A 23,608-nucleotide genomic window follows, 5' to 3' on the forward strand; every position below is an offset into this window, starting at 1 on the left:
ATCCCCATCAGAGCAAGTGAGAATGCGTTTCATAGGGATTGGCGTTTGTGCTGACCCGCACATTGATGCAGCGCTGAAAAAATTTTTCAGCGCTGCACATCCACCTGCACAGCACCGCTCTTGTCGCGACTGACCGTTACCGGCGCCAGTTGGGGCAGGCTGTCGAGCAACTGTTCGACATTGCCGGTGGGGAACTCTCCGCTGAGCCGGTGTTGCCTGGCGGTCGCGCCCTGCAGCCGAATCGGCGCGTCACGGTGGCGGCGCAGTTGCGCCAGGACCGACTCGAGCGGGGTGCCGTCGAAATGGAACAGGTCATGCCGCCAGGCGTCTCGTTCGCCGGGCTTGCTGGCGTGCACCGGCCCCAGGCGCTGAGGGTTGGCAAGCAGTTGCTGGTTGGCCGTCAGCCGTTGACGCGCCATGCCGTTGTCCACTTCCACTTCTCCCTCCAGGACAGCCACCCGCACGCCGTCCAGGTCGCTGCGTACATCGAACACCGTGCCGATATCGCGCACAGCCACGCCCTGGCTACGCACGATGAAGGGCTTGGCTTGATGAGCCACGCTGAACAAACCTTCGCCATCGAGCAGCTCGAACTGCCGACTGCGCAGGCGATACTCGATGCGCAGCACGCTGCCGGCGTCCAGTTCGACCACGCTGCCGTCGTCCAGGTGCAACGTTTCGCGACCGGTGCTGGCCACCTCGACCTGGCGGTAGCCCAGCGCCGGGTCGGCCAGCCAGGCCCAACCGGCCAGGGCCAGCAGCAGGGCCGTGCCGGCGGCCTTGCGCCGACGATTGGCGTTGCGTGCGCTCTGCGCCTTGGCTTCCTGCAAAAGCGCCTCACGGCTGGGCACCAGCGCACGCAAGGATTCAGCGTAAGGCTCGAGGGCATCGCGCGCGCCGGGCGCGCTACGGCGTTGCATCGATCAGGCCTCCGGCTGCCAGCGTTGTGCGAGGGTGCGCATGGCCCGCATGAAATGCTGGGCAACCATGTTCACGGAAATCTCCAGCTCCTGCGCGATGTCCTTTTGTGGCATGCCGTGAATACGGTGGAGCAGGAACACCTGGCGCTGGCGCGCCGGCAATGCGTCGATCACCGCCAGCAAGGCACGCAGGCGCTGTTCGAATTCGAGCGCCATCGCACCATCCAGCTGGTCGCAGTGCTGCTCGACCACGGCGATCTGGCTCTGCGCGTACAGCGTGCGGGTGCTTTCCGAACGGCGCCGGTCGATTGCGCGGTTGAGCGTGGCACGCCGCAAAAAGGCCATGGGCACGCTGATGGCGTTGAGCGGCGGCTTTTCCAGGATCTGCACGCAGACATCATGGACCACGTCGCGGGCAAAATGCTGGTTGGAAAAACGTCGGCGAATGTGCTCGACCAAATCGTCGTAGTGCAAGGCCAGGGCTCGCAGGAGATCGTTGTCGGTCGAAGCCATGATGGCAACCAATTGATAGTGAATCTCATTTATATCATGCGCTTTTCAGGTCGGGCAACTGGACCTGCCATGGCAGGCACTTCAGCTGTGTTCGGCGCCCAGCGCTTCGACTCCCCGATACTGTCTAGTCCTGAAATAGGTTTACCCCTGTTCAGGCTGGCCTGTCAGTGCAAGCTTTGCCAGGCGCGCAGCACTGCATAACCGCGCCAGGGTCGCCAGCCTTGCGCGGCTTGCGTTGCCGCCTGTGCGCTGCTCACCCCCAGGGCTTTTTGCAGCGCCACATCGCCCGCCGGGAAGGCATCGGGCCAGCGCAACGCACGCAAGGCGATGTATTGCGCGGTCCAGTCGCCGATCCCCGGCAGTGCGCGCAAGCGGGCACAGGTGGCCGCGACGTCCACCCCTGGGCTCAGGATCAGGCCGCCCTCCAGCACCGCTTCCGCCAGCGCCTTGAGCGCCGCCTGGCGTTGGCGCGTGATGCCCAGCCGGCCCAGTTCATCACCGCTGGCCGCAATCAACGCGGCGGGTGTGGGGAACAGACGGTCCGTGCCAGCCAGCGGTGTTGTGATGGGTTGTCCGAAGGCCGCGACCAGGCGTGCGCCCAATGTGCGCGCAGCGGCCACGGTGATCTGCTGGCCCAGCACGGCACGCACGGCCAGCTCGAAACCATCCACCGTTCCCGGAACGCGCAGGCCCGCACCCGAGGGGAACGCACTGTGCAGAACGGCGTCGATGGCGAGCGGGTCGGCATCCAGGTCGAACGCGGCGCGCACGCGGTTGATCACCGTGGGCAGGACAACCCCCAGGGAATCGCTGATCGTGACCCGCGCCTGGGCGCGCACCTCGTCAAAGGCCACGCTCAACCAGCCGCAATGTTCCTGACTGTCCTGCATGAGGCGCAGCGTACGGGTGTATGTCCCCTCCTCCACACACTCCAGGCCGGGTATCGCCCGCTGGCGCAGAAAGCCGAACATTGCCGCAGTGTCATAGGGGGGACGCCAGCCCAGGAAAAAACAGCCGTCCAAGCGCGTATCGCGCGCTTTCAGTGCCAGGTCGCAGGTGTCGTTTTCGGTGGTGTCGTTGATATTGGCCATGGGTGACATGGTAGCCCCTGTGCATAGCGGTGACTCGCCATTTTCGTACCGGCGCCCTAGTGTGGTGTTTTGCAAATACGACCAATAAATCGCGAGCGATTTTTGCGCTCAGGCAAGGCGTCGCGACGAGTCGTAGCCCAGCTACGGCGAGGAGCGACAACGCTGCATGAGCGCAAAAAGCGCCGCGAGTTATGGTCGTTATTTGTGAAACACCACACTAGCGACCAGGCACAAAAAATCCGATGCCTTGCGGCATCGGATCTTCATGCAGTGATCAAGCCGACAGGCCTCGACTGTCGGGCATCAGGCACGTCTGCCGGATGCTGGCTCGATCAGGCGTCGACGGACGCTGTGGCCTTGTTGCCACTGTTGATCAGCGGTCCGTAGCGCCGGCTGAACTCCTGGTTGTAGGGCACGTGGTTCTTGTTGACCCCGCTGTCCCAGTTGACCGACCAGGTCATCAGGCCCTTGATCGACACGCCCTTGGCGTAAAGGCGCTTGAACGCGTTGGTCACCGCCGTCGGGTTGATCACATAGCCGGTGGCGGCGGCGTCGACGTTGGCCGGCAGGCCGATGACGAACTTGTCGGCCGGGATCCGGGTGAAGCCGCGGGTGCCACTGACCAGGCTCTCGGTCAGGTAGAACAGGAAGTCCTCCTTCATGGCATCGTTGTTCTGCGCGATCCAGGCGCCGTTGCCATTGTTGGCCTCCTGCACCCAGAGCCCGTCGCCCCCCTGGTTGTAGAACTGCGGGGCGATGAAATCGTAGTACCCCTCCAGTGCCTTGAGGTAGTCGACGTAGCGCCCCGTGCTGGTCAGGTAGGGGAACTCCGGTGCCATGCTGATGATGAAATGCTTGCCCTCGGCGGCGTAGTGATCCTTCACCAGTTTCAGCGCGGCAGGCAGGACCGTCTTGTTGGCGGCGAAATCGATCGCGCTCTGTTCAAGGTCGATGTCCAGCCCGTCGAAACCGTAGGTTTCCACCAGGCGAATGATTTCATTGGCCAGCGGTTGTTCATGGCCCGGGTTCAGGGCGATATGCGCATCGGCGCCGCCCAGGGACATCAGCACCGCCCTGCCCTGGCTGTTGAGCACGCCCACCTGGCGCCGGAACTCGGCATCGGACAGGTTGTACGGCTTGAAGGTCGGTATGCCGCTGCCCTTCATGAAGGCCACCGCCACCACGTTGTAGTCGCGTGGCACCTCCTCCAGGCTCATGTTGGCGAACTGCCCGCGCTGGTAACCATCCGCCGGGCCGGCCGGCCAGTTGTGCCAGTAGCCCATGAGGATCTTCTTGCCCGCCAGGCTGGGCATCCGCGATGCAGCGTCATCCTGCGCTGCCTTGAGTTGGGTAAAGTCAATCGTTGCCATGTTCCAATCCTTCAGAACGTGTGTAGATCCCGCGGACTTACTGGAAGTCGACGTCGAATGCCTGGTAGAAGGCGTTGCCGGTATTGGCGACGATCCACATCAGCACGATCACGTGACGGCCCTTCTTGTTGGCCGGCAGCTTCACTTCGTGATCGACCTTGGCCTTCAGCTCGCCGGCGTGGCTGTAGTACGGCACCTGCGGGTAGAAGTCCTCGGCGAACGGCTTGTCTTCCAGTTGCGCACGGGTGATGCGTTGTTTCGGGTCCCAGCCGTCCTTGGTGATCAGCCAGCGATAGCCGCGGGTGGTATGCGGCGCGGTGTAGCGCCAGGTCACCTTGAACACTTGCCCGGCGTCGACATTGATCAGCGGCCAGGTGAAGGCGCGGTTGAGCTTCTTGCCCATCTCCTCGTCGGTGAAGTTGACGCAGTCACGGGCGTCGGTCTTGCCACCGCTGAGGATGTAGCCATCGGCGGGCGGCGCGACGCTCGGATTGTCCGACTGGAACGGCGCGGGGAACGGACCGGCGGCCAGGGCCGGGAAGTTCTTGCCGCCTTCCATTTCATCGACCTGCCAGCCGCTCAGCACGCCGAGGTCGATGGCGACGGCGCCACGCGAGGCTGGGGTGGTGACACGACCGTGACGAAGCGGGTTCTGGTTTTCTGGTTGGTTCATCGTTGTAACTCCATGTGGTTTGAGAACTCTCCCTTTCCGAAGGAGAGGCCTTCAAACTAACGGAGCTGGATTTATTGTCCACGCAGCCATTTTTGCTCCTGGCGTGCTCAGGCATTGGAATCACCAATGAATACTGGACAAATATACAGTATCGCTTGAATTATCCTACTCACCCTGAAGCAAAACACCTACACGCCAGCGCGACGTCTGCCAGTGCCCGAGCCTGTCAGCCAATGAAGTACTGCCGGCGTTTGGAGCGGTAGTTCGACGGGTCCAGGTGCGCGGGCAGCCACTGCCCGGACGTCTCCTTCAGATAATTGCCCTGGCTGCCGGGCCGGTCCTGGTACCTGGCCGCCAGGTAGCGGGCGTAGTGATGGTCGAACAGGCGCATGAACTCGCCGAAATAGATATCCGCCACCCGGGTGTCGCCGTGGATCACCAGCATGTTCTCGTCGTTCTTCACCTGGGAGGCGCTGCTGAAGTTCGCCGAGCCCGTCACCACCGTGGGCTGCTCGCCCAAGGGATCGACCAGCATGTACTTGGTGTGGATGTAATCGTTGCTGTTGAGCGGGTTGTCGCGTTCCTTCAGCGCGTTGCTCAGCGTGTTGTCCTCGCTCAGGTAGCTACCGGCAGCGAAGATCACGTCACCGTCGGTACCGATGTTCTCCGTCGCCTTCAGCGGATCGTCCTTGATCACGTAGCGCAGCACATCGTTCTGTGCCTGGAACACCGCCTGGAATTCGGCGGCGATCTCGAAGGCAGCGGTGAAGCACACCAATTGACTGGCCGCGCTGGCCAGGTTGGCGTACCACTGCAAGGTCTTGCGCGCCTGGGGCTCCTCGTTATCTTCGCGCGGGCTGAACACGGGATAGGTGCCCGGCTGCAACGGCAATGCCGGCAGCGGGCTGGCCTGGGCACTGGGCGTGCGCAACTTGCCTGGCGTCAGGTTGCGTTGCAGGCGTGTCCAGTAATCAAGGTATTGCCGGGCGATTTCGGGGTCGTGGACGACGTGCCCCACGTTCGAATGGCCGAAGATCCCACCGGCCGAGATATTGGTCGAGCCGGTCCAGACACTGACCGGCTGGCCATGCTCGAGCAGCACGATGAACTTGTTGTGGCGGATACCTTCGCTGACCGTGCGCGGATGAGCGTGGGCGGCCAGGCCGGCCTGGGCGATGGTGGCCTGGTTCTCGGCCTTGTACTTGCTGGCCGCGTCATAGACCACCTGCACGTCGCCTTCTTGCGCGGCATCGCTTAGCGCCTGGGCGACCGGCAGGTAGTGAAATTCATAGAACGCCGCGCGCAACCCCATGCCCGGCCTGGCACCGCGTTCGATGAAGGCAAGCAGGGCTTCGTACAAGCCTCGCGAAAGCCACCTCATCGGCTTGGATTGCGGCGCTTCGGGGTCGGGAGCGACGTTGTCGAACTCCCGGGCATAGGCCTGGGAGCCGATCACGCCACGGTTGAAGTGCACGTCGTGGCGCACGCCCGTGCCTGGCGCCGTCGTGCTTTCGCAGCGCACACGCACGGCAACACCCAGGGCCTCATCCACACGCAGGTTCTTCGGCTCGCCGAACACCGGTTGCACCGCGTACTCGTAGTCGCCTTCGGCAGTGGCGGTGTAGTCCGCCCACAGGAAACTCTGGATGGGGTGCTCGCTGGTCGGCACCCGCGTGCCCGGGGGCAGCCCCTTGTCCTTGTCTGCGAAGCGTTTCAAGCCACGCAGGTAATAGCGGGTACGCACCTGGCCGGCCGCGTCGAACTGCTTGCGCTGCACGGCAAAGCCCAGCAGGTTCTGCTCGGCGACCAGCGTCGCAAGGTTCGGTGGCGTGACGAAGTCCCAGGCCAGCACCACGACATGGGTACCGGTGATGGCGCGTACGCGCAGGTAGTCGCCCGTGGCGGATGCTCGCATGGGAGGCACTCCTTGCAGGAAGGTTACTGGTAGGGTGTGCGGACCTTGATCTGCTGGTTGTCGGGGGTCCCGCCGGCCGGGCACGGCATTGGGCCGAGCTGTTTGTCCAGGCAGACCCAGAGCTCTTTCAGGCGGTTGCCCGAACCCACCGATACCCGCAGGCTCTGCACAGGCAGCGCCGGGTTATGGGCCAGGAACGCCTGCTTGATGTCGCTCACCTTGGCGTCCACCAATTGGTTGGGACCTGCTTCGCTGCCGAGCATTTCCTGCAGGGAGGGCCGCTGCAGCGAGTCGTAGACCCGCTGTATATCGGCAAAGTAGCGCTCCGGCGATGACCAGCCGCAGGTACCGTGGGCTTGCCATTCGTTCTGCATCAGGTCCGGCCCGGGCATCATGCACAGGTGCTGCCTGACCAAGGGCGCCGGCAGCGAACCGACAGTCTGGCAGTTGCGCGGATGGTCCTGGTTGGACCTGGCGTAGCCATTCTGCGGCCACAGGCCGTGCACCACCCATTCGAAACGATTGCCCGAGAAGCACTGGAAGGCATGCTTTTCGCGTTGCGCCTTGGGCTTGTTGCGCTGGGCTTCACAATGCTCCGGCGACCAGGACAGCACCAGGGCCAGGTAATCGGTGGGCAGGTCCTTGTTGACGTAATCCACGGGGCGGGCCGGCGCAGGCTCGACCTTGTCGGGCAACGCGCAGATTTGCTCGGCGAAGGTGGACGAGGCGGCGGCTGCCAGGCAGCCAAAGAGCAGCGCTTTCAGGCAGGTTGCAGATTGTGGCGTCCATTGCATGATGACCTCCTTGTCGGGTTCGACAGGCTCCGTGCCTGTCGCTCGGTTAAACCCGTCATGTGATGGTGTAGCGCGAATATGACGATTCGTCAGGGGCGGTTTGCTGTATCGTTCACCCCTGAGGCAGCACCCAGCGTCAATGAAGTGGAATAACATGAACCGTCGTAAAAAGATCAACCAGCTGTTGAAAGCCCACGCCAAGAAGGCCAGTGCCAAGTTGGCGCCGAAAAACAGGAACCCCTACATCTCCAAGGCCGACCGGTTGAAACTGGCGGCCGAGGCCGACCAGCAGGCCGTGGCAGAGGGTGGCGTGCCCGCGCAATCCTGATTGACGGCAGGCCGCTCACAGAAACTGCGGCGTCGCGAGGCAAACCCGCTTACAGGGGCATTATGGTGCTTGGCCCGGCAAACGCCCGCACCAACTGGTCGATCACCGCGCGCACCCGCGCCGTGTGGCGCAAGTCCTGGTGGGTGACCATCCACACCTCGTAGGGCTGGCTGCGCGTACGCTGCGGCCAGACCCGCCGCAAGCCGTCACGCTGCCCCAGCTCCACCGGGATCTCCCCCAGGCCCAGGCCTTCGGCGATGCCGCGGCGCAGCATCATGCTGGCGTTGGCCGCCATCACCACCCGCCCTTCGCCCATGGGCACGTCCACCAGGGTCGGTTCGGCGCGGTCGCGCCAATACGGCTCGTACACCACCAGGTCGTGGCCGGCAAAGCTGCCCTCCTCCGGCACGCCCCGCCGCACCAGGTAATCCGCCGAGGCGAACAGGCCCATCTGCCAGCTGGCCAGCTTGCGCAGCACTAGGTCGGGGCTGTCCGGGCGCTGGTTGCGGATGGCGATGTCGGTTTCGCGTTGCGACAGGTTGACGATCTCCGAGCTGCCGCTGAGCACCGCGCGCACCTCGGGATGGGTCTCGTGCAGCTGCCGCAGTGCCGGGATGACGAACTCCAGGGCCAGGGAGTCGGTGGTGGCGATGCGCACCTCGCCGGCCTCCTCGTTGTCCGCGCCTCGGGTTCGGCGAGCCAGTTCCAGGGCCGCCTGTTCCATCTTCTGCGCCATTTCCACGGCCACTTCACCGATGGCGGTCAACTGGTAGCCGGCCGGCGTGCGCAGGAACAGGGTCGAGCCCAGATCCGCCTCCAGTGCCGCCACCCGCCGGCCCACCGTGGCCTGGTCGACCCGCAGCACCCGGGCGGCGCGGCGCAGGGTCTGTTCGCGGCTCAAGGCCAGCAGCATGCGGGCATCATCCCAGTTCATTGGTCCACTCCTGATTCAGCGCAGTCACTGCCGGCTGAAGAAAATCTGCAAAGGTGCGTCGCAAAATCGCCGCGCGACCGGGCAGCCCGGGTTGCATACCCTGTGACGCAACGGGCCGGCACGGCCTTTCTTCAGAATGACAGAGGTCTTCATGCGTCACATCATCCCCAGCCAAATGAGCGCCATCGACATCACCCGGCCAGGCGGCCCCGAGGTCCTGCAGGTCGCCAGCCATGCCACGCCCCAGCCAGGCCCGCGCGAGGTGCTGGTGCAGGTGCATGCCGCCGGCGTCAACGGCCCCGACCTGCTGCAGCGCAAGGGCCTGTACGATCCACCCGCCGGCGCGCCGGCCATCCCAGGCCTGGAGATCGCCGGCAAGGTGGTGGCCATCGGCGAGCAGGTCCGTCACTTTGCCCTCGGCGATGCCGTGATCGCCCTGGTCCAGGGCGGTGGTTATGCCGAGTACGCCGTGGCCGACGAACGCACCACCGCGCACCTGCCGGAAAACCTGTCGATGGTCGAGGGCGCGGCGCTGCCGGAAACCTTCATGACCGTGTGGGTCAACCTGTTCCAGCGCGGCGGCTTCAAGGCCGGTGAGAGCGTGCTGATCCATGGTGGCGCGTCGGGCATCGGCACGACCGCGACGCAGTTGGCCCGGGCCTTCGGCGCGGCGAAGATCTTCACCACGGTCAATGGCGCCGGGCAACAGGCCGCAAGCCTGGAACTGGGCGCCGACGTGGCCATCGACTACACCCGCGAGGACTTCGTCGAGCAAGTCATGGCGCACACCGACGGCAAGGGCGTGGATGTGATCGTCGACATCATTGCCGGCGACTACGTGGCGCGGAACTTCAGGGCCGCCGCCATGGACGGGCGCATCGTGCAGATCGGCGTGGTCAAGGGCCCGGCCACCGAGGTCGACCTGTTCCCGCTGCTGACCAAGCGCCTGACCCATATCGGCTCGACCCTGCGCGCGCGCAGCGCCGACGACAAGGCGGCGATCCTCGGCGAGCTGCAGGCCAAGGCCTGGCCCCATGTACGCAGCGGCGCGGTCAAGCCGCTGATCCATGCCACCTTCCCGCTGGCAGCGGCCAGCCAGGCCCATGAATTGATGGAGTCGGGCCGGCATATCGGCAAGGTGGTGCTGAACGTCGCGCACAAGGGCTGAGTCAGTCTGGGCGTCGACCGCCTGGCCATCGCCGAACCAGTCCCCTTCCATCCAATGGATACGCTCGACCACCTCGTCCCGCGCAGCGCTGGCGCTGAACAGCACGAAGCGGTCATAGCCCAGCGGCCGGGCGACATTGCGTACGGCCGACTGGATATCCGCCAGGTCGGTGGCCTGCGCGATCCGCTGGACGGCCTGCACCACCTGATCGAACGGCAGGTCCCTCATCCGCCGTTGACTGCCTTGAGCAACGCCGAGGCGGCCAGCTTGCCCAGGGCATTGCCGGCCAACGGACTGTCGCCGGTGAGCAGCTTGCGGTCCTGATGGACGGCACCAGAGATACCCTCGTTGATGATCTCGACGCCCTGGGCCTGCAGGCGTTCGCCGAACTTCCAGGTCAGGTGGCCGGGCATGTAGCCGATGTCCGGGGTCTTGGCATCCAGATCGTCAGGGAAGGCGCAGATCCTGTAGCCGTCGTAGAGCTTGCCGCCGGCCAGCAGCGCCGCCGGGCCGTGGCACAGGGTGATGACGAACTTGTCGTGGTCCGCCGCCCATTTCAGCACTCGCCCGACCTCCTCGCTTTCCGGCAGGCCGATCAGCGCGCCGTGGCCGCCCGGGATGAACACCCCGATATAGTCCGAGTCCTCACCCAGGGCCTGTTCCAGCACATCGGCGAGCTTGCGCGGCTGCTTGAACGCTGGCTTGTACCGATCGAACAGGCCCAGCACCTCGGTGTCCTCGCCGGGCATGGCCCAGTACTCGAACTTGACCGGGTTGCCCGACAAGGTCGCGACGTCGAAGGTAAAACCGGCCTTGTCCAGGTGGTACATCGGCAGCAGCGTTTCCACCGGGTGGTTGCCGGTGGAGAACAGCGTGCCGTTGTCGGTGAGCAGGTAGCGCTCGTCGGAGCCGATCAGCAGGACCTTCCAGCGTCCGCCACGGTAGGCGTCGGGATAGTCGGCGCCGCTGAGGTCGGACTTGCGCGAGGTGAACTGGCTGAGGGAATACGGCGAAGGGAAGAAGGCGTTGTCCTCGGCCGGGTCGGGGGTTGGGCGTTTGTCGTCGTTGGGGCTGGTCATGGTTGTGCTCCTGTGCCTGGGGTAGGTAACCGGATCCATGCTAGGAGGCCGCCGGATGAGCGGCAATGAGGGTTTTCCCTCAATGGCTACCCGTGGCATCGGTACAACGGCCCTCGCGGTCCCTACAGCACATCACCCGGTCCTCCGGGGCTGCAGAGCAGAGAATGAGGTTGCAAGCATCATCAGCGTGGGAGCGGGCTTGCCCCGCGATGCGGTGTATGGCACCGGCTGCGCCGGTGATCGCGGGGCCAGCCCGCTCCCACGCTATCCGTGCCAAACCAGTGCATCACGTTGTGTTCGAAGCGGGGCCACCAATGGACCCAGAGCAGTCTAGTCGAGCGCGGCAGGCGTATCGACGTCGCGCACTATCCCGCCATCGTCCAGTTCCAACACGACAACGCGATCGGCATGCCGCCGCAGCACCGAGCGCGCCCCTTCATCACCAGCCAACAGCGTCAGCTCGGCCCAGTAATCCCGGCCGAACACCACCGGGTGGCCGTTCTGCCCCTGATGACGCGGCAGCACGATGACCGAGGGCGCCGCCGAGGCGAGCAGACGACGGAAGGTCGCCGCCCCGATCCATGGCATGTCCCCGAGCAGGATCGCCACCGCCTGCGCCTCGCTGTCACCCAGCGACGCCGCGCCAGCCGCCAGGCTATGACCCATGCCCAGACCTGCCTCGGGGCTGTGGACGACCCGGCAGGCCGGCGGCAACCCAAGGTCCTCGGCCCGCTCGCCAGCGCGCAGCACCACGCGCACCTCGTCGAACGCCGCCAGGGCGCGCTCCACGCTGTGCTGCAACAAGCTGCGCCCATCGGCCATCAAGGCCCGGCGCTTGTCCGCGCCGAAGCGCGCGCCCTGCCCGGCCGCCAGCACCAGGGCGACGACCTTCACAAGGCCTCGCGGGCGATACCGCTGCGGGTCCGCAGGATATCGGCGAGCACCGCCAGGGCGATCTCCGCCGGCGTCTTGCTGCCCAGGTTCAGGCCAATCGGCGCATGGATGCGCGCCATATCGGCATCACCGAGCTCGCCGATGCGGCGCAGGCGCTCACGACGCTTGGCCGACGTGGCCTGTGAGCCCATCACACCGATGTAGAACGCTTCGGTACGCACCGCTTCGAGCATGGCCAGGTCATCGATCTTGGGGTCGTGGGTGAGCGCCACCACCGCGGTGTCGCGATGGCAGCCGCCGTTGGCGATGAACAGCGAGGGCAGTTCCCGACGGATTTCTATCCCGTCCAGCGCCACGTTGTCCATCACCTCGTCGCGAGGGTCGCACAGCACCACCTCGAAGCCCAGGCCCTTGCCGAATTCGGCGCAGAAATGCGCGACGCTCGAATACCCCGCCAGCAACAGGCGCTGGGCGGCGCCGATGCGCAGGCGCACGCAATGCTCGCCACGCTCCACCCGTGGCCCCTGGCCGAGGTCATCGCTCAGCCTCCGTTCACCGCTGCGCAGGTCGACCTCGCGCAACAGCCGCCGACGCCCGAGCAAGGCGCTCTCCAGCTCGGCAAGATGCGCCTGGGTGGCGCAGTCGCCGGGCAGGTTCTCCACCAGCACGTCGAGAATGCCGCCGCACGGCAGGCGGATGTTGCCGCGGGTGTCGCTGCCGTCGCCATAGCGCACCACGGCAACTGCCGAGGCGAACTCGCCAGCGGACACCCGCTCGAGGAAGTCATCCTCGACACAGCCACCCGACAGCGATCCCACCCAGTGCCCACCCTCGCTCACCGCCAGCAGCGAACCCGGCGCGCGCGGCGCCGAGCCATAGGTGCACAGCACACTGCACAGCCACACGCGCAGGCCGTCGCGCGACCATTGCGCCGCCTGGCGCACCACCTGCAGGTCGAGATGCTGCACGGCTCAATCCGCCTTCAGCTGGGCCAGCTGCTGGGTGGTCAGGTCGCCCGGCAGGCCGCCCCAGGCTTCGCGCAGGTAGTTGACCATGTCGGTCAGCTGCTGGTCGTCGAGCTTGTCGGCAAAGCCCGGCATCGGCTGCATGCGCTCGAAGCCGGTGAACTGCTGTTCGCGGATGCCGTCGACGATGGCCTTGACCAGGTTGCGCGAGTCGGCCTGGCGCAGCACGGTGTTGCCCTGCATGGCCACGGCAATGTGCGGCTTGCCCTCGCCATCGCCGCCGTGGCAGCCGGCGCAGACATTGAGGTACTGCTGGCGGCCACGCTTGGCGCTCTCGCCCAGGGTTTCGTGGGCCACCGCCTGCACCACCTTGGCCGCCGGCGGCTGGTCGCCGAGCAGGTAGGTGGCCATGGCCGACAGGTCGCTGTCTTCGAGGTGCTGGGTGCTGTGGTGCACCACCGGGTACATCTCGTTGAACATGCTGCCCTGGGCGCTGATACCGTGCTTGAGGAAGGTTGCCAGGTCGGCCTGGTTCCAGCCGCGGTCGGCCAGGTCCTGGGCCAGCAGGCTCGGCGCCAGGTAGCCCAGCAGCAGGCCGCCGGTCAGGCGCTTGTCCTGCTGCAGCGCGCCGATGGGATTGCGCGGGGTGTGGCACTCGCCGCAATGGCCGAGCACCTCGACCATGTACTGGCCGCGCTTCCACGCCTCGCTGTTGCCCTTGCCCTCCTCCAGTTGCACGCTCTTGCCGTACAGCAGGTTCCAGCCCATCAGGCCGGTGCGCACGTTGAACGGGAAGCTCAGGCTGGTTTCCGGCGCCGGCCGGTTGATTGGCGCCACGCTCATCAGGTAGGCGTGGATCGCATCGGAATCCTCGCGCTTGATCAGGTGGTACGAGGTGTAGGGCATGGCCGGATAGAGGTTGGCGCCGTCCTTGCGCTTGCCCTCGGTGAGGGCGGCGAAGAACTCGTCACTGCTGTAGTTGCCGATGCCGTGCTGCTTGTCCGGGGTGATGTTGGTGCCGTAGATGGTGCCGAACGGCGAATGGATCGGCAGACCGCCGGCGTAGGGCGCGCCGCCTTCGGCGGTGTGGCAGGCCATGCAGTCGGCGGCGCGGGCGAGGTATTCGCCGCGCTTGATCAATGCCTCGTCGGCCGCCTGGACGTTGCAGGCGACCAGCGCGCCAATGGCCAGGGCCAGGCTGCTCAGAACTCGCGTCATGCTCAACCCTCCTTGACCAGGCCGAGGTCGCCCAGCACGTCGCGGGTCGCCTCGTAGTAGCGCACATAGCCGGTGCAGCGGCACACATGATGGCCGAGGCTGGCTTCGATGGCCTGCTCCAGCTCGCTTTTTTTCAGCGGCTTGCGCTGGGCCTTCTCCACCAGCACCGTGGCGGCGTTGACGAAGCCCGGGGCGCAGTAGCTGCACTGGAAGGCGAAGCGGTCGACGAACTTCTGCTGGATCGGGTTCAACTCGGTGGGGTTGCCCGCTTCGTCGCGTTTGGCGTGGCCTTCGATGGTGCGCACTTGCTTGCCCTCGAAATAGTGCGCGCCGGTGATGCAGGTGCGCACTTCCTCGCTGGTGCCGTCGGGGTTGTCGACGATCACCACGCAGGCATGGCAGATGCCCTGCCCACAGCCCAGGCGCGAGCCTGTGAGGTTCTGGTATTCGTGCAGGTAGTCGATCATCGCCAGGTCATCGGGGACCACCTCGGTGACGACAGGTTGACCGTTGAGGGTCAGTTGCAGCTTGCGGTCAGCCATTGAGGGCCTCCTTGACGCGGGCGGGGGTGATGGGCAGGTCGCGGACACGCTTGCCAATGGCATGGGCCACGGCGTTGCCGATGGCGCCGACCACCGGGATCATCACCACCTCGGCGATGCCCTTGGACGGGTCGGTCGGCGACAGCGGCGGCAGGATCTCGGACGTCTGCTTCCACACCGCCACATGCCGGGCCATCGGCAGGCGGTAACGGTTGAAGTTCCAGTCGCCCTCACCCGGGCCACCCTCGTACAGCGGCATCTCTTCCAGCAGCGCATGGCCGATACCCATGGCGATACCGCCTTCGAGCTGGCCCTTGACCAGCTCGGGCACCAACACCCGTCCACACTCGACCCAGCTGTGGTGGTTGAGCACGCTGACCTCGCCGCTGCCCTTGTTCACCTTGACCTCGACGATGGTCGCCACCGGGCTGTAGTAGGTGACCATGGCGTTGTTCAGCTGGGTGGCCGGGTACTCGACATTCTGCCGGTCGAGCAGGTGGAAGCCGGCGCTGTTCATCTGCGCCTTCTTCGCGTTCAGCGCACCGTCACCGTACTTCACCGCCAGGGCATCGAGCGGCAGGCGCTCGCGCACGCCGTCGATGACGAAGTCGGCCTCGGCCCAGCTCCAGCGGTTGAAGCCATGCACGCTGACGCCGGTGATCAGGCCCATCTCGTGGGCCTTCTTCGCAAGCTCCGCGAACGGGATCGGCTCCAGGCCGTTGCCAGTCAGCGCACCGTTGACCCACACCGCGTTCTCCCGGCGCACCACCAACGGGTTGGCCTGGCCGCCGAACGGGCCCTGGCTCCACAAGGCCATGGCCGCCGGCCACAGGCCGTGGTTGAACAGCACCCGGGCCGCCTCGCGGGTGGCGTGGCTGAAGTAGAACGCCGAGTTGGTCGCCGACGACGGCGAAGCCAGCTTGGCGACCCAGCGCGGGTTGCGCAGCGCGGCGTCCTGCTCGGCCTGGCTGATCAGGTAGGGGTTGCCGCTGGTGCTCAGTTGCAGCTCAGGCCATTCGGTCTGGGCGGTCTGCACGTGATCGGCGACGCGGCCAAGGAAGTCGCTGACCACCAGGGCCTGGGAGGTCGACATGCCGGTGCCCAGCTCGGTGCCGATATGGCGCAAAGTAATCTGGCCATCTGCAGTGAACTCGACCGCCGCCATCGGCGCTTCGGCGCCGGTGCCGAAGTCCTTCTGGGTGATGGCGAAGCCCACGCCGTACCAGTTGTCGTGGTCCTTGGCGTCTTCGGCCTGCTTGCGCGCATGGCGGTTCTTCCACCAGTCGTGCTCCGCGGCCTTGTCGAGGATCTCGTGCAGGCGCAGGGCACCGGCGGGCACCGCGCCCTGGGTGTTCTTCATGCCCGACTTGAGCGCGTTCTTACGGCGCAGTTCGATGGCATCCACGCCCAGGCGATCGGCGATCTCGTCGACCATCATCTCGGTGGCGGCCATGCTCTGCAGGGTGCCGTAGCCGCGCATGGAGCCGGCCTCGACGCCGCGCGAGTGGTAGGCGGTGACCGACAGGTCGTTCTGCGGCATGTAGTAGATCGACTGCGCGGCGGTAGCGCCCACCGAAGCCACCGACGGGCTGTAGTTGATGCGCCCGCCGCCGTCGACGGTCATGTCGGCGCGGAAGATCTTGAAGCTCATGTCCTTCTTGTCGACGGCCAGCTGGTAGCGGATGTCGAACGGGTGACGCTTGATGCCGCTCTGGAACTGCTCGTAGCGGTCGTTGGCCAGGCGGATCGGCACGCCCGCGCCGTACAGGGCGGCGACAGCGGCGTAGAACACGAAGATGTTGTTGTCCTTGGAGCCGTAGCCGACGGTGTAGCCCGGGTGCATGTTCAGGTGTTTCAGGCCGAAACGCGACGGCTTGATCATGTGCACGCATTCCTGCGCCACTTCGAACGGGCACTGGGTGGCGACGACGAAATGCAGGGTGCCGGTGGCCGGGTCGAACCAGCCGTTGCCGTTGTCCGGCTCGAGGGCTGCGGGCTCGATCGACGGGGTCTTGTAACGCTCGTCGAACAGCAGCCAGTCTTGCGGCGGCTGCTTGAGCTGCTCGTCGATACGCTGGGCGTAGAACATCCCCTGCTCGGTGAGGGTGCCGTGCTGCTTGGGCTCGGCGGTCCATACCGGCTTGCGCGCCAGGATGGTGGGGAACAGCATGGTGTTCTTCAGGCTCGAGTATTCGTCCTCGTCGAACGGCGTCTTGCCGGCCACGCGCACGAAACGGAAGCTGCCGTAAGGATCGCGCTGGTACAGCGGGGCCTGGGCACCGTAGCGGATCGCCTGGTCGTTGAACTGCAGCTTGAGCTTGGCCTTGCGGAAGCGCTCGAAGTCGTTCCAGATCAGGATCGCCACCGGGTGGCCGATGAACATCGGTACCTGTCCGGGCGGCAGCAATGGATCTGGCGAGTGGGCCTCGGGCCAGGCGATGCCGTCCTTCTTCAGGTCATCGGCGCTGACGACACGGTCCGGCTGCAGCTCGGCGCCCAGCAGCGACAGGTCGTAGCCCGCATAGATACGGTCGGCCTTGGTCGCCTTGAGCAGCATGGCGTGGCCTTGCTGCTGTGGCCAACCAGGCATGTCCTTGGCACGGATGTCGCGGGCGAACACCTTGTTGCCGCAGACCTTGGACAGCGCGTCGTTTCGCGAAAGCGCCTTGCCGTCGTGGTTCATCCACTTCTGCGGCGAGGTGGTGACCTTGCTCTCCATCAGGGCGGCGAACGCCTGGCTGCCGAGCGGCGCCATGGTCACGCCGACACCGGCGATCAGCCCGCCTTGCAGGAACGAACGCCGGGAAATATCACGGTTGGACATGGTTGATCCTCTGGGCAGCTCTTGGGTTGCCCATGCTTTTTCTGGTGCTTGAGAAACTGGAAGGGCGCGCACGATCACAAAAACTGACTACGAAGTCAAGTTAACGATCGTAGGGTGCCCCTGCAAGTCAAGCAGACAACTTGTCGCGGGGCGCCGCGAAGGGTCAATCCGGCAAGCGATAGCGCTCGGCGAAGTACTGGCGGAAGAACTCCACCGCCACCCGCACCTTGGCCGAACCTGCCAACGGCGCGGTATACACCGCCCAGATATCCGCCGCCTGCTGGTACTCGGGCAGCACCTGCACCAGGCGCCCATCGGCGATGCTGTCATGCACGTCCCACCAGGAGCGCAGCAGGATCCCTCGCCCGTCCAGGCACCACTGGTGCGCCACCTCGCCGTGGTTGCTGGAAAGCCCGCCGGTGACGCGCACGCTTTCCTCGCCCTGGGGGCCTTCCAGGTGCCAGAGGCCGAACGGGTGGTCGCGCTCCTTGATCACCAGGCAATCATGGCTGGCCAGGTCGGCCAGCACCCGTGGCGTGCCATGCGCGGCCAGGTAGCCAGGGGCGGCGCACAGCACCCGACGGTTGCGTGCCAGGGGCTTGGCGATCAGGTGCGGGGCGATGACGTTGCCAACGCGGATGTCCAGGTCCACCCCTTCGGCGATCAGGTCCACCAGGCGGTCATGCACATCCAGGCGGATGTCCAGCCCAGGGTAGCGCGCCGCCAGCTCCGACAACGCCGGCGCCACGAAGCGCCGCCCCAGCCCCAGGCTGCTGGCGATGCGCAGTTGCCCCGCCGGCTCGCGCTGGCCGGCGTTGAGGTCGTCGTCCATGCGCCGCAGGGTCTCGAAGATCTGCTGCGCCCACTGGTACACGCGCTCGCCCTCCTCGCTCACCGTCACCCGCCGGGTGGTGCGGTGCAGCAGGCGCACGCCGAGGCTTTCCTCCAGCAGGCGAATTCGCTTGCTGATGAATGCCGCCGACATGCCGCGCTCGTCCGCCACTGCGGCGAAGCTGGCGCGGCGCGCCACCTGCAGGAAGATGTCGAGGTCATCCAGGTTCGGCAGATTATTCACGTTTCGTGCACCAAGAATTGATGGATTGCCGGATTATCTCCGAAGCACAGCCTTATAGCATGGTCTGCATCTTCCCTGGACACGAGATGCGCCCCATGAACAAGACCTTCAAGATTGCCGCCATCCCCGGTGACGGCATCGGCAACGAAGTCCTCCCCGAAGGCCTGCGCGTGGTCGAGGCCGCCGCCCGCAAGCACGGCCTGGACCTGCAGTTCGAGTTCTTCGAATGGGCCAGCTGCGATTACTACCTGGCCCACGGCAAGATGATGCCCGACGACTGGTTCGACCAGCTCAAGGGCTTCGACGCCCTGTACTTCGGCGCCGTCGGCTGGCCCGACAAGGTCCCGGACCACATCTCGCTGTGGGGCTCCCTGCTCAAGTTCCGCCGCGACTTCGACCAGTACGTGAACATCCGCCCGGTGCGCCTGTTCCCCGGCGTGCCCTGCCCGCTGGCGCACAAGCAGCCCGGCGACATCGACTTCGTGGTGATCCGCGAGAACACCGAGGGCGAATACTCCTCCCTGGGCGGGCGCATGTTCGAAGGCACCGACAACGAGTTCGTGCTGCAGGAGTCGGTGTTCACCCGTCGCGGCGTCGACCGGATCCTCAAGTACGCCTTCGACGTGGCGCAGACCCGCGAGCGCAAGCACGTGACCTCGGCGACCAAGTCCAACGGCATGGCCGTGAGCATGCCCTACTGGGACGAGCGCACCGCCGCCATGGCCGCCCACTACCCCGAGATCAGCTGGGACAAGCAGCACATCGACATCCTCTGCGCCCGTTTCGTGCTGCAGCCTGAGCGTTTCGACGTGGTGGTGGCCTCCAACCTGTTCGGTGACATCCTCTCCGACCTCGGCCCGGCGTGCGCCGGCACCATCGGCATCGCGCCGTCGGCCAACCTCAACCCCGAGCGCAAGTTCCCCTCGCTGTTCGAGCCGGTGCATGGCTCGGCGCCGGACATCTACGGCAAGAACATCGCCAACCCGATCGCGATGATCTGGTCCGGCGCGCTGATGCTCGAGTTCCTCGGCCAGGAAAACAACGATGCCCGCTACCAGGCGGCCCACGACGACATCCTCAAGGCCATCGAGACGGTGATCGCCCACGGCGACACCACCCGCGACATGGGCGGTAGCCGTTCGACCCAGGAAGTGGGCAAGGCCATTGCCGAGCTGCTCGGCGCCTGATTAGGCGTCAGGTCATCGCGGGGCCGATGCGACTTGCCCCGCGATATCGCCAGCCCAGCCCAATCATCCGGATTGTCCGACGATCCTATTGCCACCCACTTCGATTCAATGCAGAATCTGTCAACCAAAAGATACTTGTTATCTATTAGTTAACAGAAAGGAAACACAGAACCTCGATACGGACTTCCCAACGCCTGACGCCTACTACAAAAAAAATGCTCCAGGAGACAATTGATGTCCCCCAATAACAAAAAGATCGACGTGTTCCTGATCGCCGTGAGCCTGTTGGCCGTGCTGCTCACCGTGATCGGCCTTGCCGCCTTCCCTGCCCAGGCCGAAAGCCTGGCCAACCAGCTGTTCGAAGTGGCCACCCGCACCTTCGGCACCAGCGTCCAGGTACTGGTGTTCGGCAGTTCCCTGGCTGTGCTGTACCTGGCCTTCAGCAAATACGGCAACATCCGCCTGGGTGCCGGCAAGCCCGAGTATTCCACCGCTACCTGGGTGTTCATGTTCATCTGCGCCGGCATGGGTTCCTCGACCCTGTACTGGGGCGTGATGGAATGGGCCTACTACTACCAGACCCCAGGCCTGAACATCGCGCCGATGTCGGCCAAGGCCCTGGAATACAGCGTCAGCTACTCGTTCTTCCACTGGGGCATCAGCGCCTGGTCGATCTACGCCTTGGCCTCGCTGGCCATGGCCTATCACTTCCATGTGCGCAAGAAGAGCGGCCTCAACCTGGCCTCGATCATCGAGGCGGTCACCGGCTTCAAGGCCACCGGCCCGGTCGGCCGCGCCGTCGACCTGATCTTCCTGCTGACCATGATGGGCGCGCTGACCGTGTCGCTGGCGCTCACCGCCTCGACCCTGACCCGCGGCCTTGCCGACCTGGCCGGCACCCCCAACACCTTCACCGTGCAGTTGCTGGTGATCGGCGCGGTGGCGCTGCTGTTCTCGCTGAGCTCGTACATCGGTATCGACGGCGGCCTGCAGCGCCTGTCGAAGATGGTCTGCATCGGCGCCCTGGTATTCGCCGCCATCGTCCTGCTGGTCGGGCCGACCCAGTTCACCCTGAACAACACCGCCAATTCCATCGGCCTGATGCTGCAGCATTACGTGCAGATGAGCCTGTTCACCGACCCGGCCGGCGACGGCGCCTTCACCCGCAACTGGACGGTGTTCTACTGGCTGTGGTGGGTGTCCTACGCCCCTGGCGTGGCGATGTTCGTCGCCCGCGTATCCCGTGGCCGACTGATCAAGGAAGTGGTGTTCGCCCTGCTGCTGGGCGGCAGCTTCGGTTGCTGGTTCTTCTTCGGCGCGCTGGAAAGCTACAGCATGCACCAGTTCATCAACGGTCAGATCGACGTACCCAAGCTGCTCGGCACGCTGGGCGGCGAAGCCGCGGTGACCGACCTGTTGCTGGCCCTGCCCTGGGGCACGCTGTTCCTCGCCGCGTACCTGTTCATCATGGCGGTGTTCTGCGCCTCGCACATGGACGCCGCCGCCTACGCCGTGGCCGCCACCAGCACCCGCAACCTGCGCGAAGGTGAAGACCCAAGCCCCACCCTGCGCCTGTTCTGGTGCGTGGTGCTGACCCTGGTGCCACTGGCCATGCTGTTCGCCAAGGCCTCGCTGTCGACCATGAAGACCGCCGTGGTGCTTACCGCGATCCCGTTCATGCTGATCCTGCTGGTGAAGATCTACGGGTTCTTCAAGTGGCTGGCGGCCGATTACGGCCAGGTGCCGGCCTACCGCATCGAGGAAGAGGCCACCCGCCTGGCGGGTGAGGAACCGCAGCCGCATGCGCCGCGTAGCGCTGCCGTAGTGCACTGAAATACAACCTGGGAGCGGGCTTGCCCGCCCCCGTTCTGGCAAATTTTTTTGCCCAGATTGTTAACCATCAGATACGTGTTAACCAATAAGAACCGAGATAGAGCCATGAACGATTTCAAACGCCTGCCCGCCGACTTCTGCGCCAACCCCGAGGAGGCCTTCACCCTCCCGGCCAAGTTCTACACCCAGGCCGCCGTCTTCGAACACGAGAAGGAAGCGATCTTCGCCCGCAGCTGGATCTGCGTCGGCCACCGCAGCGAAGTCGCCGAGAAGAACGCCTACATCACCCGCCAGGTGATCGGCGAGAGCATCATCGTCGTGCGTGGCCGCGACGACGTGCTGCGGGCCTTCTACAACGTCTGCCCGCACCGTGGCCACCAACTGCTCGAAGGCAGCGGCAAGGCCAAGAACGTGATCACCTGCCCGTACCACGCCTGGACCTTCAAGCTCGACGGCGAGCTGGCCCACGCGCGCAACTGCGAGAACGTGGCCAACTTCGACAAGGACAATTCCACCCTGGTGCAGCTGCGCGTGGAGGAATACGCCGGCTTCATCTTCATCAACATGGACAACGACGCAGGCTCTGTCGAAGACCAGCTGCCGGGCATGCAGAAGCGCATGCGCGAAGCCTGCGCGGTGATCGACGACCTGCACCTGGCCGCGCGCTTCGTCAGCGACACTCCGGCCAACTGGAAATCCATCGTCGACAACTACCTGGAGTGCTACCACTGCGCCCCGGCCCACCCTGGCTTCTCCGATTCGGTGGACGTCGGCCAGTACAGCCACAGCCTGCACGGCAACTGGACCCTGCAATATGGCCTGGCCAAACCGTCGGAGCAGTCATTCTCCTTCGACGAGTCGGTGAAAGACCCGTCCTTCGCCGGCTTCTGGGCCTGGCCGTGCACCATGTTCAACGTACCGCCAGGGGCCAACTTCATGACCGTGATCTACGAGTTCCCGGTCGATGCCGAGACCACCCTGCAGCACTACGACATCTACTTCCTCAACAAGGAGCTCAGCGAAGAGCAGCACAAGCTGATCGACTGGTACCGCGAGGTGTTCCGCCCCGAGGACCTGCGGCTGGTGGAGAGCGTGCAGAAAGGCCTGAAGTCCCGCGGTTACCGTGGCCAGGGCCGAATCATGGTCGACGCCCAGCGCAGCGGCGTCAGCGAGCACGGCATCGCCCACTTCCACAACCTGATCGCGGTCGCCCACCTGGACGACTGAATACACGCCAGCTCCCCGCCCCGCGCCAGGGCCTGGCGCGGGGCCTTGTTGTCGAGGTACGCCATGGCCAAGCAATACGAGATGTTCAAGGTGCGCGTGACCGGTGTGGAACAGGCCACGCCGCAGATCAAGCGCTTCACCCTGGCCCGCGCCGACGGCGGCCCCCTGCCCGCCTTCAGCGGCGGCAGCCACGTGATCGTGCAGATGCACTCGCCCTGCGGCAGCCAGTTCAGCAATGCCTACTCGCTGATGAGCGACCCGCGTCAATTGCACAGCTACCAGATCGGCGTGCGGCTAGAGGAGCAGTCCAAGGGCGGTTCGGCGTTCATGCACAACCAGGTCGCGGTGGGCAGCGAGCTGACCATCTCCACCCCCAACAACCTGTTCGCCCTGGACGCCGATGCCGGGCGCCATGTGCTGATCGCCGGCGGCATCGGCATTACCCCGTTCCTGGCGCAGTTGCACGAGCTGGAAGGGGGCGCCACCCCCTACGAGCTGCACTACGCCTTCCGCGCCCCGGAACACGGCGCCTTCCAGGGCGACCTGGAACAAGGCCCGCATGCCGGCAACACGCGGTTCTACATCGACAGCCTGGACTGCAAGCTCGACCTCGCCGCGCTGTGCGCGGGCCTGGCCGATGACGCCCACCTCTATGTGTGCGGGCCCAAGCCGCTGATCGACGCGGTGATCGCCACCGCCGCCGCCGCTGACATCGCCGAATCGCGGGTGCACTGGGAACAGTTCGCCGCCGCCGCGCCGGCCACAGGTGCGGCCTTCACCGTGGTGCTGGCCCGGTCGGGCACCGAACTGCAAGTCGAGGAAGGCATGACCATCCTCCAGGCCATCGAGAAGTCCAAGGCAGCGAAGGTCGAGTGCCTGTGCCGCGAAGGCGTGTGCGGCACCTGCGAGACGGCGATCCTCGAAGGCGAGGCCGAGCATTTCGACCAATACCTCAGCGACGAGGAAAAGGCCGCGCAGCAGAGCATGATGCTGTGCGTGTCGCGGGCGCGCTCGGCGCGGTTGGTGCTGGATCTCTGAGGGGCAGCGGCGGATCGTCT

Annotated in this window: 20 protein-coding genes and 1 pseudogene; 6 read left to right on the plus strand and 15 right to left on the minus strand. The window is 65.3% G+C overall.

Annotation, left to right across the window (positions count from 1 at the left end):
• Window positions 1-86: 86 nt before the first annotated feature.
• From KHO27_RS11190 to KHO27_RS11220, 7 genes and pseudogenes are all read right to left on the minus strand, one after another.
• Window positions 87-920 carry a FecR family protein gene (locus KHO27_RS11190; protein WP_110702299.1) on the minus strand — a complete coding sequence of 278 codons (834 nt, stop codon included), beginning with the start codon at window positions 918-920 and terminating at the stop codon, window positions 87-89.
• A gap of 3 nt (window positions 921-923) precedes the next feature.
• Window positions 924-1,433: an RNA polymerase sigma factor gene (locus KHO27_RS11195; RefSeq protein ID WP_178082009.1), complete on the minus strand. Its 510-nt coding sequence runs from the start codon at window positions 1,431-1,433 to the stop codon at window positions 924-926.
• A 164-nt stretch (window positions 1,434-1,597) separates the two neighbouring features.
• Window positions 1,598-2,524: a DNA-3-methyladenine glycosylase family protein gene (locus KHO27_RS11200; RefSeq protein WP_250888442.1), complete on the minus strand. Its 927-nt coding sequence runs from the start codon at window positions 2,522-2,524 to the stop codon at window positions 1,598-1,600.
• 362 nt (window positions 2,525-2,886) lie between these two features.
• A pseudogene (locus tag KHO27_RS11205) lies at window positions 2,887-3,894 on the minus strand (chitinase); the annotation flags it as partial.
• Window positions 3,895-3,931: 37 nt separating this feature from the next.
• Window positions 3,932-4,567, minus strand: a complete 636-nt coding sequence (locus KHO27_RS11210) for a lytic polysaccharide monooxygenase auxiliary activity family 9 protein (RefSeq protein ID WP_046855967.1) — start codon at window positions 4,565-4,567, stop codon at window positions 3,932-3,934.
• Window positions 4,568-4,793: 226 nt separating this feature from the next.
• On the minus strand, window positions 4,794-6,482 hold the full coding sequence (locus tag KHO27_RS11215) for a phospholipase D-like domain-containing protein (protein WP_214501816.1): 1,689 nt from the start codon (window positions 6,480-6,482) through the stop codon (window positions 4,794-4,796).
• Between the two features lie 23 nt (window positions 6,483-6,505).
• A complete protein-coding gene (locus KHO27_RS11220) occupies window positions 6,506-7,276 on the minus strand; it encodes a ribonuclease T2 family protein (protein ID WP_110702307.1) in 771 nt (256 codons plus the stop codon).
• A 154-nt stretch (window positions 7,277-7,430) separates the two neighbouring features.
• On the opposite strand from KHO27_RS11220, the gene KHO27_RS11225 reads away from it, so the two are divergent.
• Window positions 7,431-7,604, plus strand: a complete 174-nt coding sequence (locus KHO27_RS11225; RefSeq protein WP_110702309.1) for a DUF2986 domain-containing protein — start codon at window positions 7,431-7,433, stop codon at window positions 7,602-7,604.
• A 49-nt stretch (window positions 7,605-7,653) separates the two neighbouring features.
• On the opposite strand, the gene KHO27_RS11230 is transcribed toward KHO27_RS11225, so the two are convergent.
• Window positions 7,654-8,538, minus strand: a complete 885-nt coding sequence (locus KHO27_RS11230; protein WP_214501817.1) for a LysR family transcriptional regulator — start codon at window positions 8,536-8,538, stop codon at window positions 7,654-7,656.
• 175 nt (window positions 8,539-8,713) lie between these two features.
• Here KHO27_RS11230 and KHO27_RS11235 point away from each other — a divergent pair, with 175 nt between their 5' ends.
• Window positions 8,714-9,706, plus strand: coding sequence for an NAD(P)H-quinone oxidoreductase (locus KHO27_RS11235; RefSeq protein ID WP_177182907.1), 993 nt, complete (start codon window positions 8,714-8,716; stop codon window positions 9,704-9,706).
• 224 nt (window positions 9,707-9,930) lie between these two features.
• Here the strand turns inward: KHO27_RS11235 and hchA are convergent, their stop codons facing one another.
• The 7 genes from hchA to KHO27_RS11270 form a co-directional block, all read right to left on the minus strand.
• Complete coding sequence (gene hchA / locus KHO27_RS11240; RefSeq protein ID WP_214501818.1) at window positions 9,931-10,785, minus strand: glyoxalase III HchA; 855 nt, start codon at window positions 10,783-10,785, stop codon at window positions 9,931-9,933.
• 330 nt (window positions 10,786-11,115) lie between these two features.
• Window positions 11,116-11,679, minus strand: a complete 564-nt coding sequence (locus KHO27_RS11245) for a nucleotidyltransferase family protein (protein ID WP_110702313.1) — start codon at window positions 11,677-11,679, stop codon at window positions 11,116-11,118.
• Window positions 11,676-12,647, minus strand: a complete 972-nt coding sequence (locus tag KHO27_RS11250; protein WP_110702315.1) for an XdhC family protein — start codon at window positions 12,645-12,647, stop codon at window positions 11,676-11,678. Before KHO27_RS11250 ends, KHO27_RS11245 begins: the two co-directional genes overlap by 4 nt.
• 3 nt (window positions 12,648-12,650) lie before the next feature.
• The gene (locus KHO27_RS11255) at window positions 12,651-13,862 is read right to left on the minus strand and encodes a cytochrome c (protein ID WP_038705916.1); all 1,212 of its coding nucleotides are present in this window, start codon (window positions 13,860-13,862) and stop codon (window positions 12,651-12,653) included.
• Window positions 13,863-13,864: 2 nt separating this feature from the next.
• Entirely contained in the window at window positions 13,865-14,404 is a 540-nt protein-coding gene (locus tag KHO27_RS11260; protein WP_102684029.1) for a (2Fe-2S)-binding protein, read from the minus strand.
• Entirely contained in the window at window positions 14,397-17,228 is a 2,832-nt protein-coding gene (locus tag KHO27_RS11265) for a xanthine dehydrogenase family protein molybdopterin-binding subunit (protein WP_111532272.1), read from the minus strand. The genes KHO27_RS11260 and KHO27_RS11265 overlap by 8 nt, the downstream gene beginning before the upstream one ends.
• A 163-nt stretch (window positions 17,229-17,391) precedes the next feature.
• Window positions 17,392-18,303, minus strand: a complete 912-nt coding sequence (locus tag KHO27_RS11270; RefSeq protein WP_046855980.1) for a LysR substrate-binding domain-containing protein — start codon at window positions 18,301-18,303, stop codon at window positions 17,392-17,394.
• A gap of 95 nt (window positions 18,304-18,398) precedes the next feature.
• Between KHO27_RS11270 and KHO27_RS11275 the strand changes: the two genes are divergently transcribed.
• The 4 genes from KHO27_RS11275 (at window position 18,399) to KHO27_RS11290 (ending at window position 23,588) form a co-directional block, all read left to right on the plus strand.
• Window positions 18,399-19,490 carry a tartrate dehydrogenase gene (locus tag KHO27_RS11275; RefSeq protein WP_110702321.1) on the plus strand — a complete coding sequence of 364 codons (1,092 nt, stop codon included), beginning with the start codon at window positions 18,399-18,401 and terminating at the stop codon, window positions 19,488-19,490.
• 234 nt (window positions 19,491-19,724) lie between these two features.
• Window positions 19,725-21,323, plus strand: a complete 1,599-nt coding sequence (locus KHO27_RS11280; RefSeq protein ID WP_110702323.1) for a BCCT family transporter — start codon at window positions 19,725-19,727, stop codon at window positions 21,321-21,323.
• A gap of 105 nt (window positions 21,324-21,428) precedes the next feature.
• Window positions 21,429-22,550, plus strand: a complete 1,122-nt coding sequence (locus KHO27_RS11285; RefSeq protein ID WP_110702325.1) for an aromatic ring-hydroxylating oxygenase subunit alpha — start codon at window positions 21,429-21,431, stop codon at window positions 22,548-22,550.
• Window positions 22,551-22,613: 63 nt separating this feature from the next.
• Window positions 22,614-23,588, plus strand: coding sequence for a PDR/VanB family oxidoreductase (locus KHO27_RS11290; protein WP_214501819.1), 975 nt, complete (start codon window positions 22,614-22,616; stop codon window positions 23,586-23,588).
• The last annotated feature ends 20 nt before the right edge of the window (window positions 23,589-23,608 follow it).

It is taken from the genome of Pseudomonas sp. RC3H12, from assembly GCF_018596375.1.
In the GTDB taxonomy this organism is placed as follows: Bacteria; Pseudomonadota; Gammaproteobacteria; order Pseudomonadales; family Pseudomonadaceae; genus Aquipseudomonas.

Bases quoted from the DNA above. Each gene is read 5' to 3' on its own strand.
- KHO27_RS11190 (WP_110702299.1), bottom strand. From the start codon at position 920: ATGCAACGCCGTAGCGCGCCCGGCGCGCGCGATGCCCTCGAGCCTTAC.
- KHO27_RS11195 (WP_178082009.1), bottom strand. From the start codon at position 1,433: ATGGCTTCGACCGACAACGATCTCCTGCGAGCCCTGGCCTTGCACTAC.
- KHO27_RS11200 (WP_250888442.1), bottom strand. From the start codon at position 2,524: ATGGCCAATATCAACGACACCACCGAAAACGACACCTGCGACCTGGCA.
- KHO27_RS11210 (WP_046855967.1), bottom strand. From the start codon at position 4,567: ATGAACCAACCAGAAAACCAGAACCCGCTTCGTCACGGTCGTGTCACC.
- KHO27_RS11215 (WP_214501816.1), bottom strand. From the start codon at position 6,482: ATGCGAGCATCCGCCACGGGCGACTACCTGCGCGTACGCGCCATCACC.
- KHO27_RS11220 (WP_110702307.1), bottom strand. From the start codon at position 7,276: ATGCAATGGACGCCACAATCTGCAACCTGCCTGAAAGCGCTGCTCTTT.
- KHO27_RS11225 (WP_110702309.1), top strand. From the start codon at position 7,431: ATGAACCGTCGTAAAAAGATCAACCAGCTGTTGAAAGCCCACGCCAAG.
- KHO27_RS11230 (WP_214501817.1), bottom strand. From the start codon at position 8,538: ATGAACTGGGATGATGCCCGCATGCTGCTGGCCTTGAGCCGCGAACAG.
- KHO27_RS11235 (WP_177182907.1), top strand. From the start codon at position 8,714: ATGAGCGCCATCGACATCACCCGGCCAGGCGGCCCCGAGGTCCTGCAG.
- hchA (WP_214501818.1), bottom strand. From the start codon at position 10,785: ATGACCAGCCCCAACGACGACAAACGCCCAACCCCCGACCCGGCCGAG.
- KHO27_RS11255 (WP_038705916.1), bottom strand. From the start codon at position 13,862: ATGACGCGAGTTCTGAGCAGCCTGGCCCTGGCCATTGGCGCGCTGGTC.
- KHO27_RS11260 (WP_102684029.1), bottom strand. From the start codon at position 14,404: ATGGCTGACCGCAAGCTGCAACTGACCCTCAACGGTCAACCTGTCGTC.
- KHO27_RS11265 (WP_111532272.1), bottom strand. From the start codon at position 17,228: ATGTCCAACCGTGATATTTCCCGGCGTTCGTTCCTGCAAGGCGGGCTG.
- KHO27_RS11275 (WP_110702321.1), top strand. From the start codon at position 18,399: ATGAACAAGACCTTCAAGATTGCCGCCATCCCCGGTGACGGCATCGGC.
- KHO27_RS11280 (WP_110702323.1), top strand. From the start codon at position 19,725: ATGTCCCCCAATAACAAAAAGATCGACGTGTTCCTGATCGCCGTGAGC.
- KHO27_RS11285 (WP_110702325.1), top strand. From the start codon at position 21,429: ATGAACGATTTCAAACGCCTGCCCGCCGACTTCTGCGCCAACCCCGAG.
- KHO27_RS11290 (WP_214501819.1), top strand. From the start codon at position 22,614: ATGGCCAAGCAATACGAGATGTTCAAGGTGCGCGTGACCGGTGTGGAA.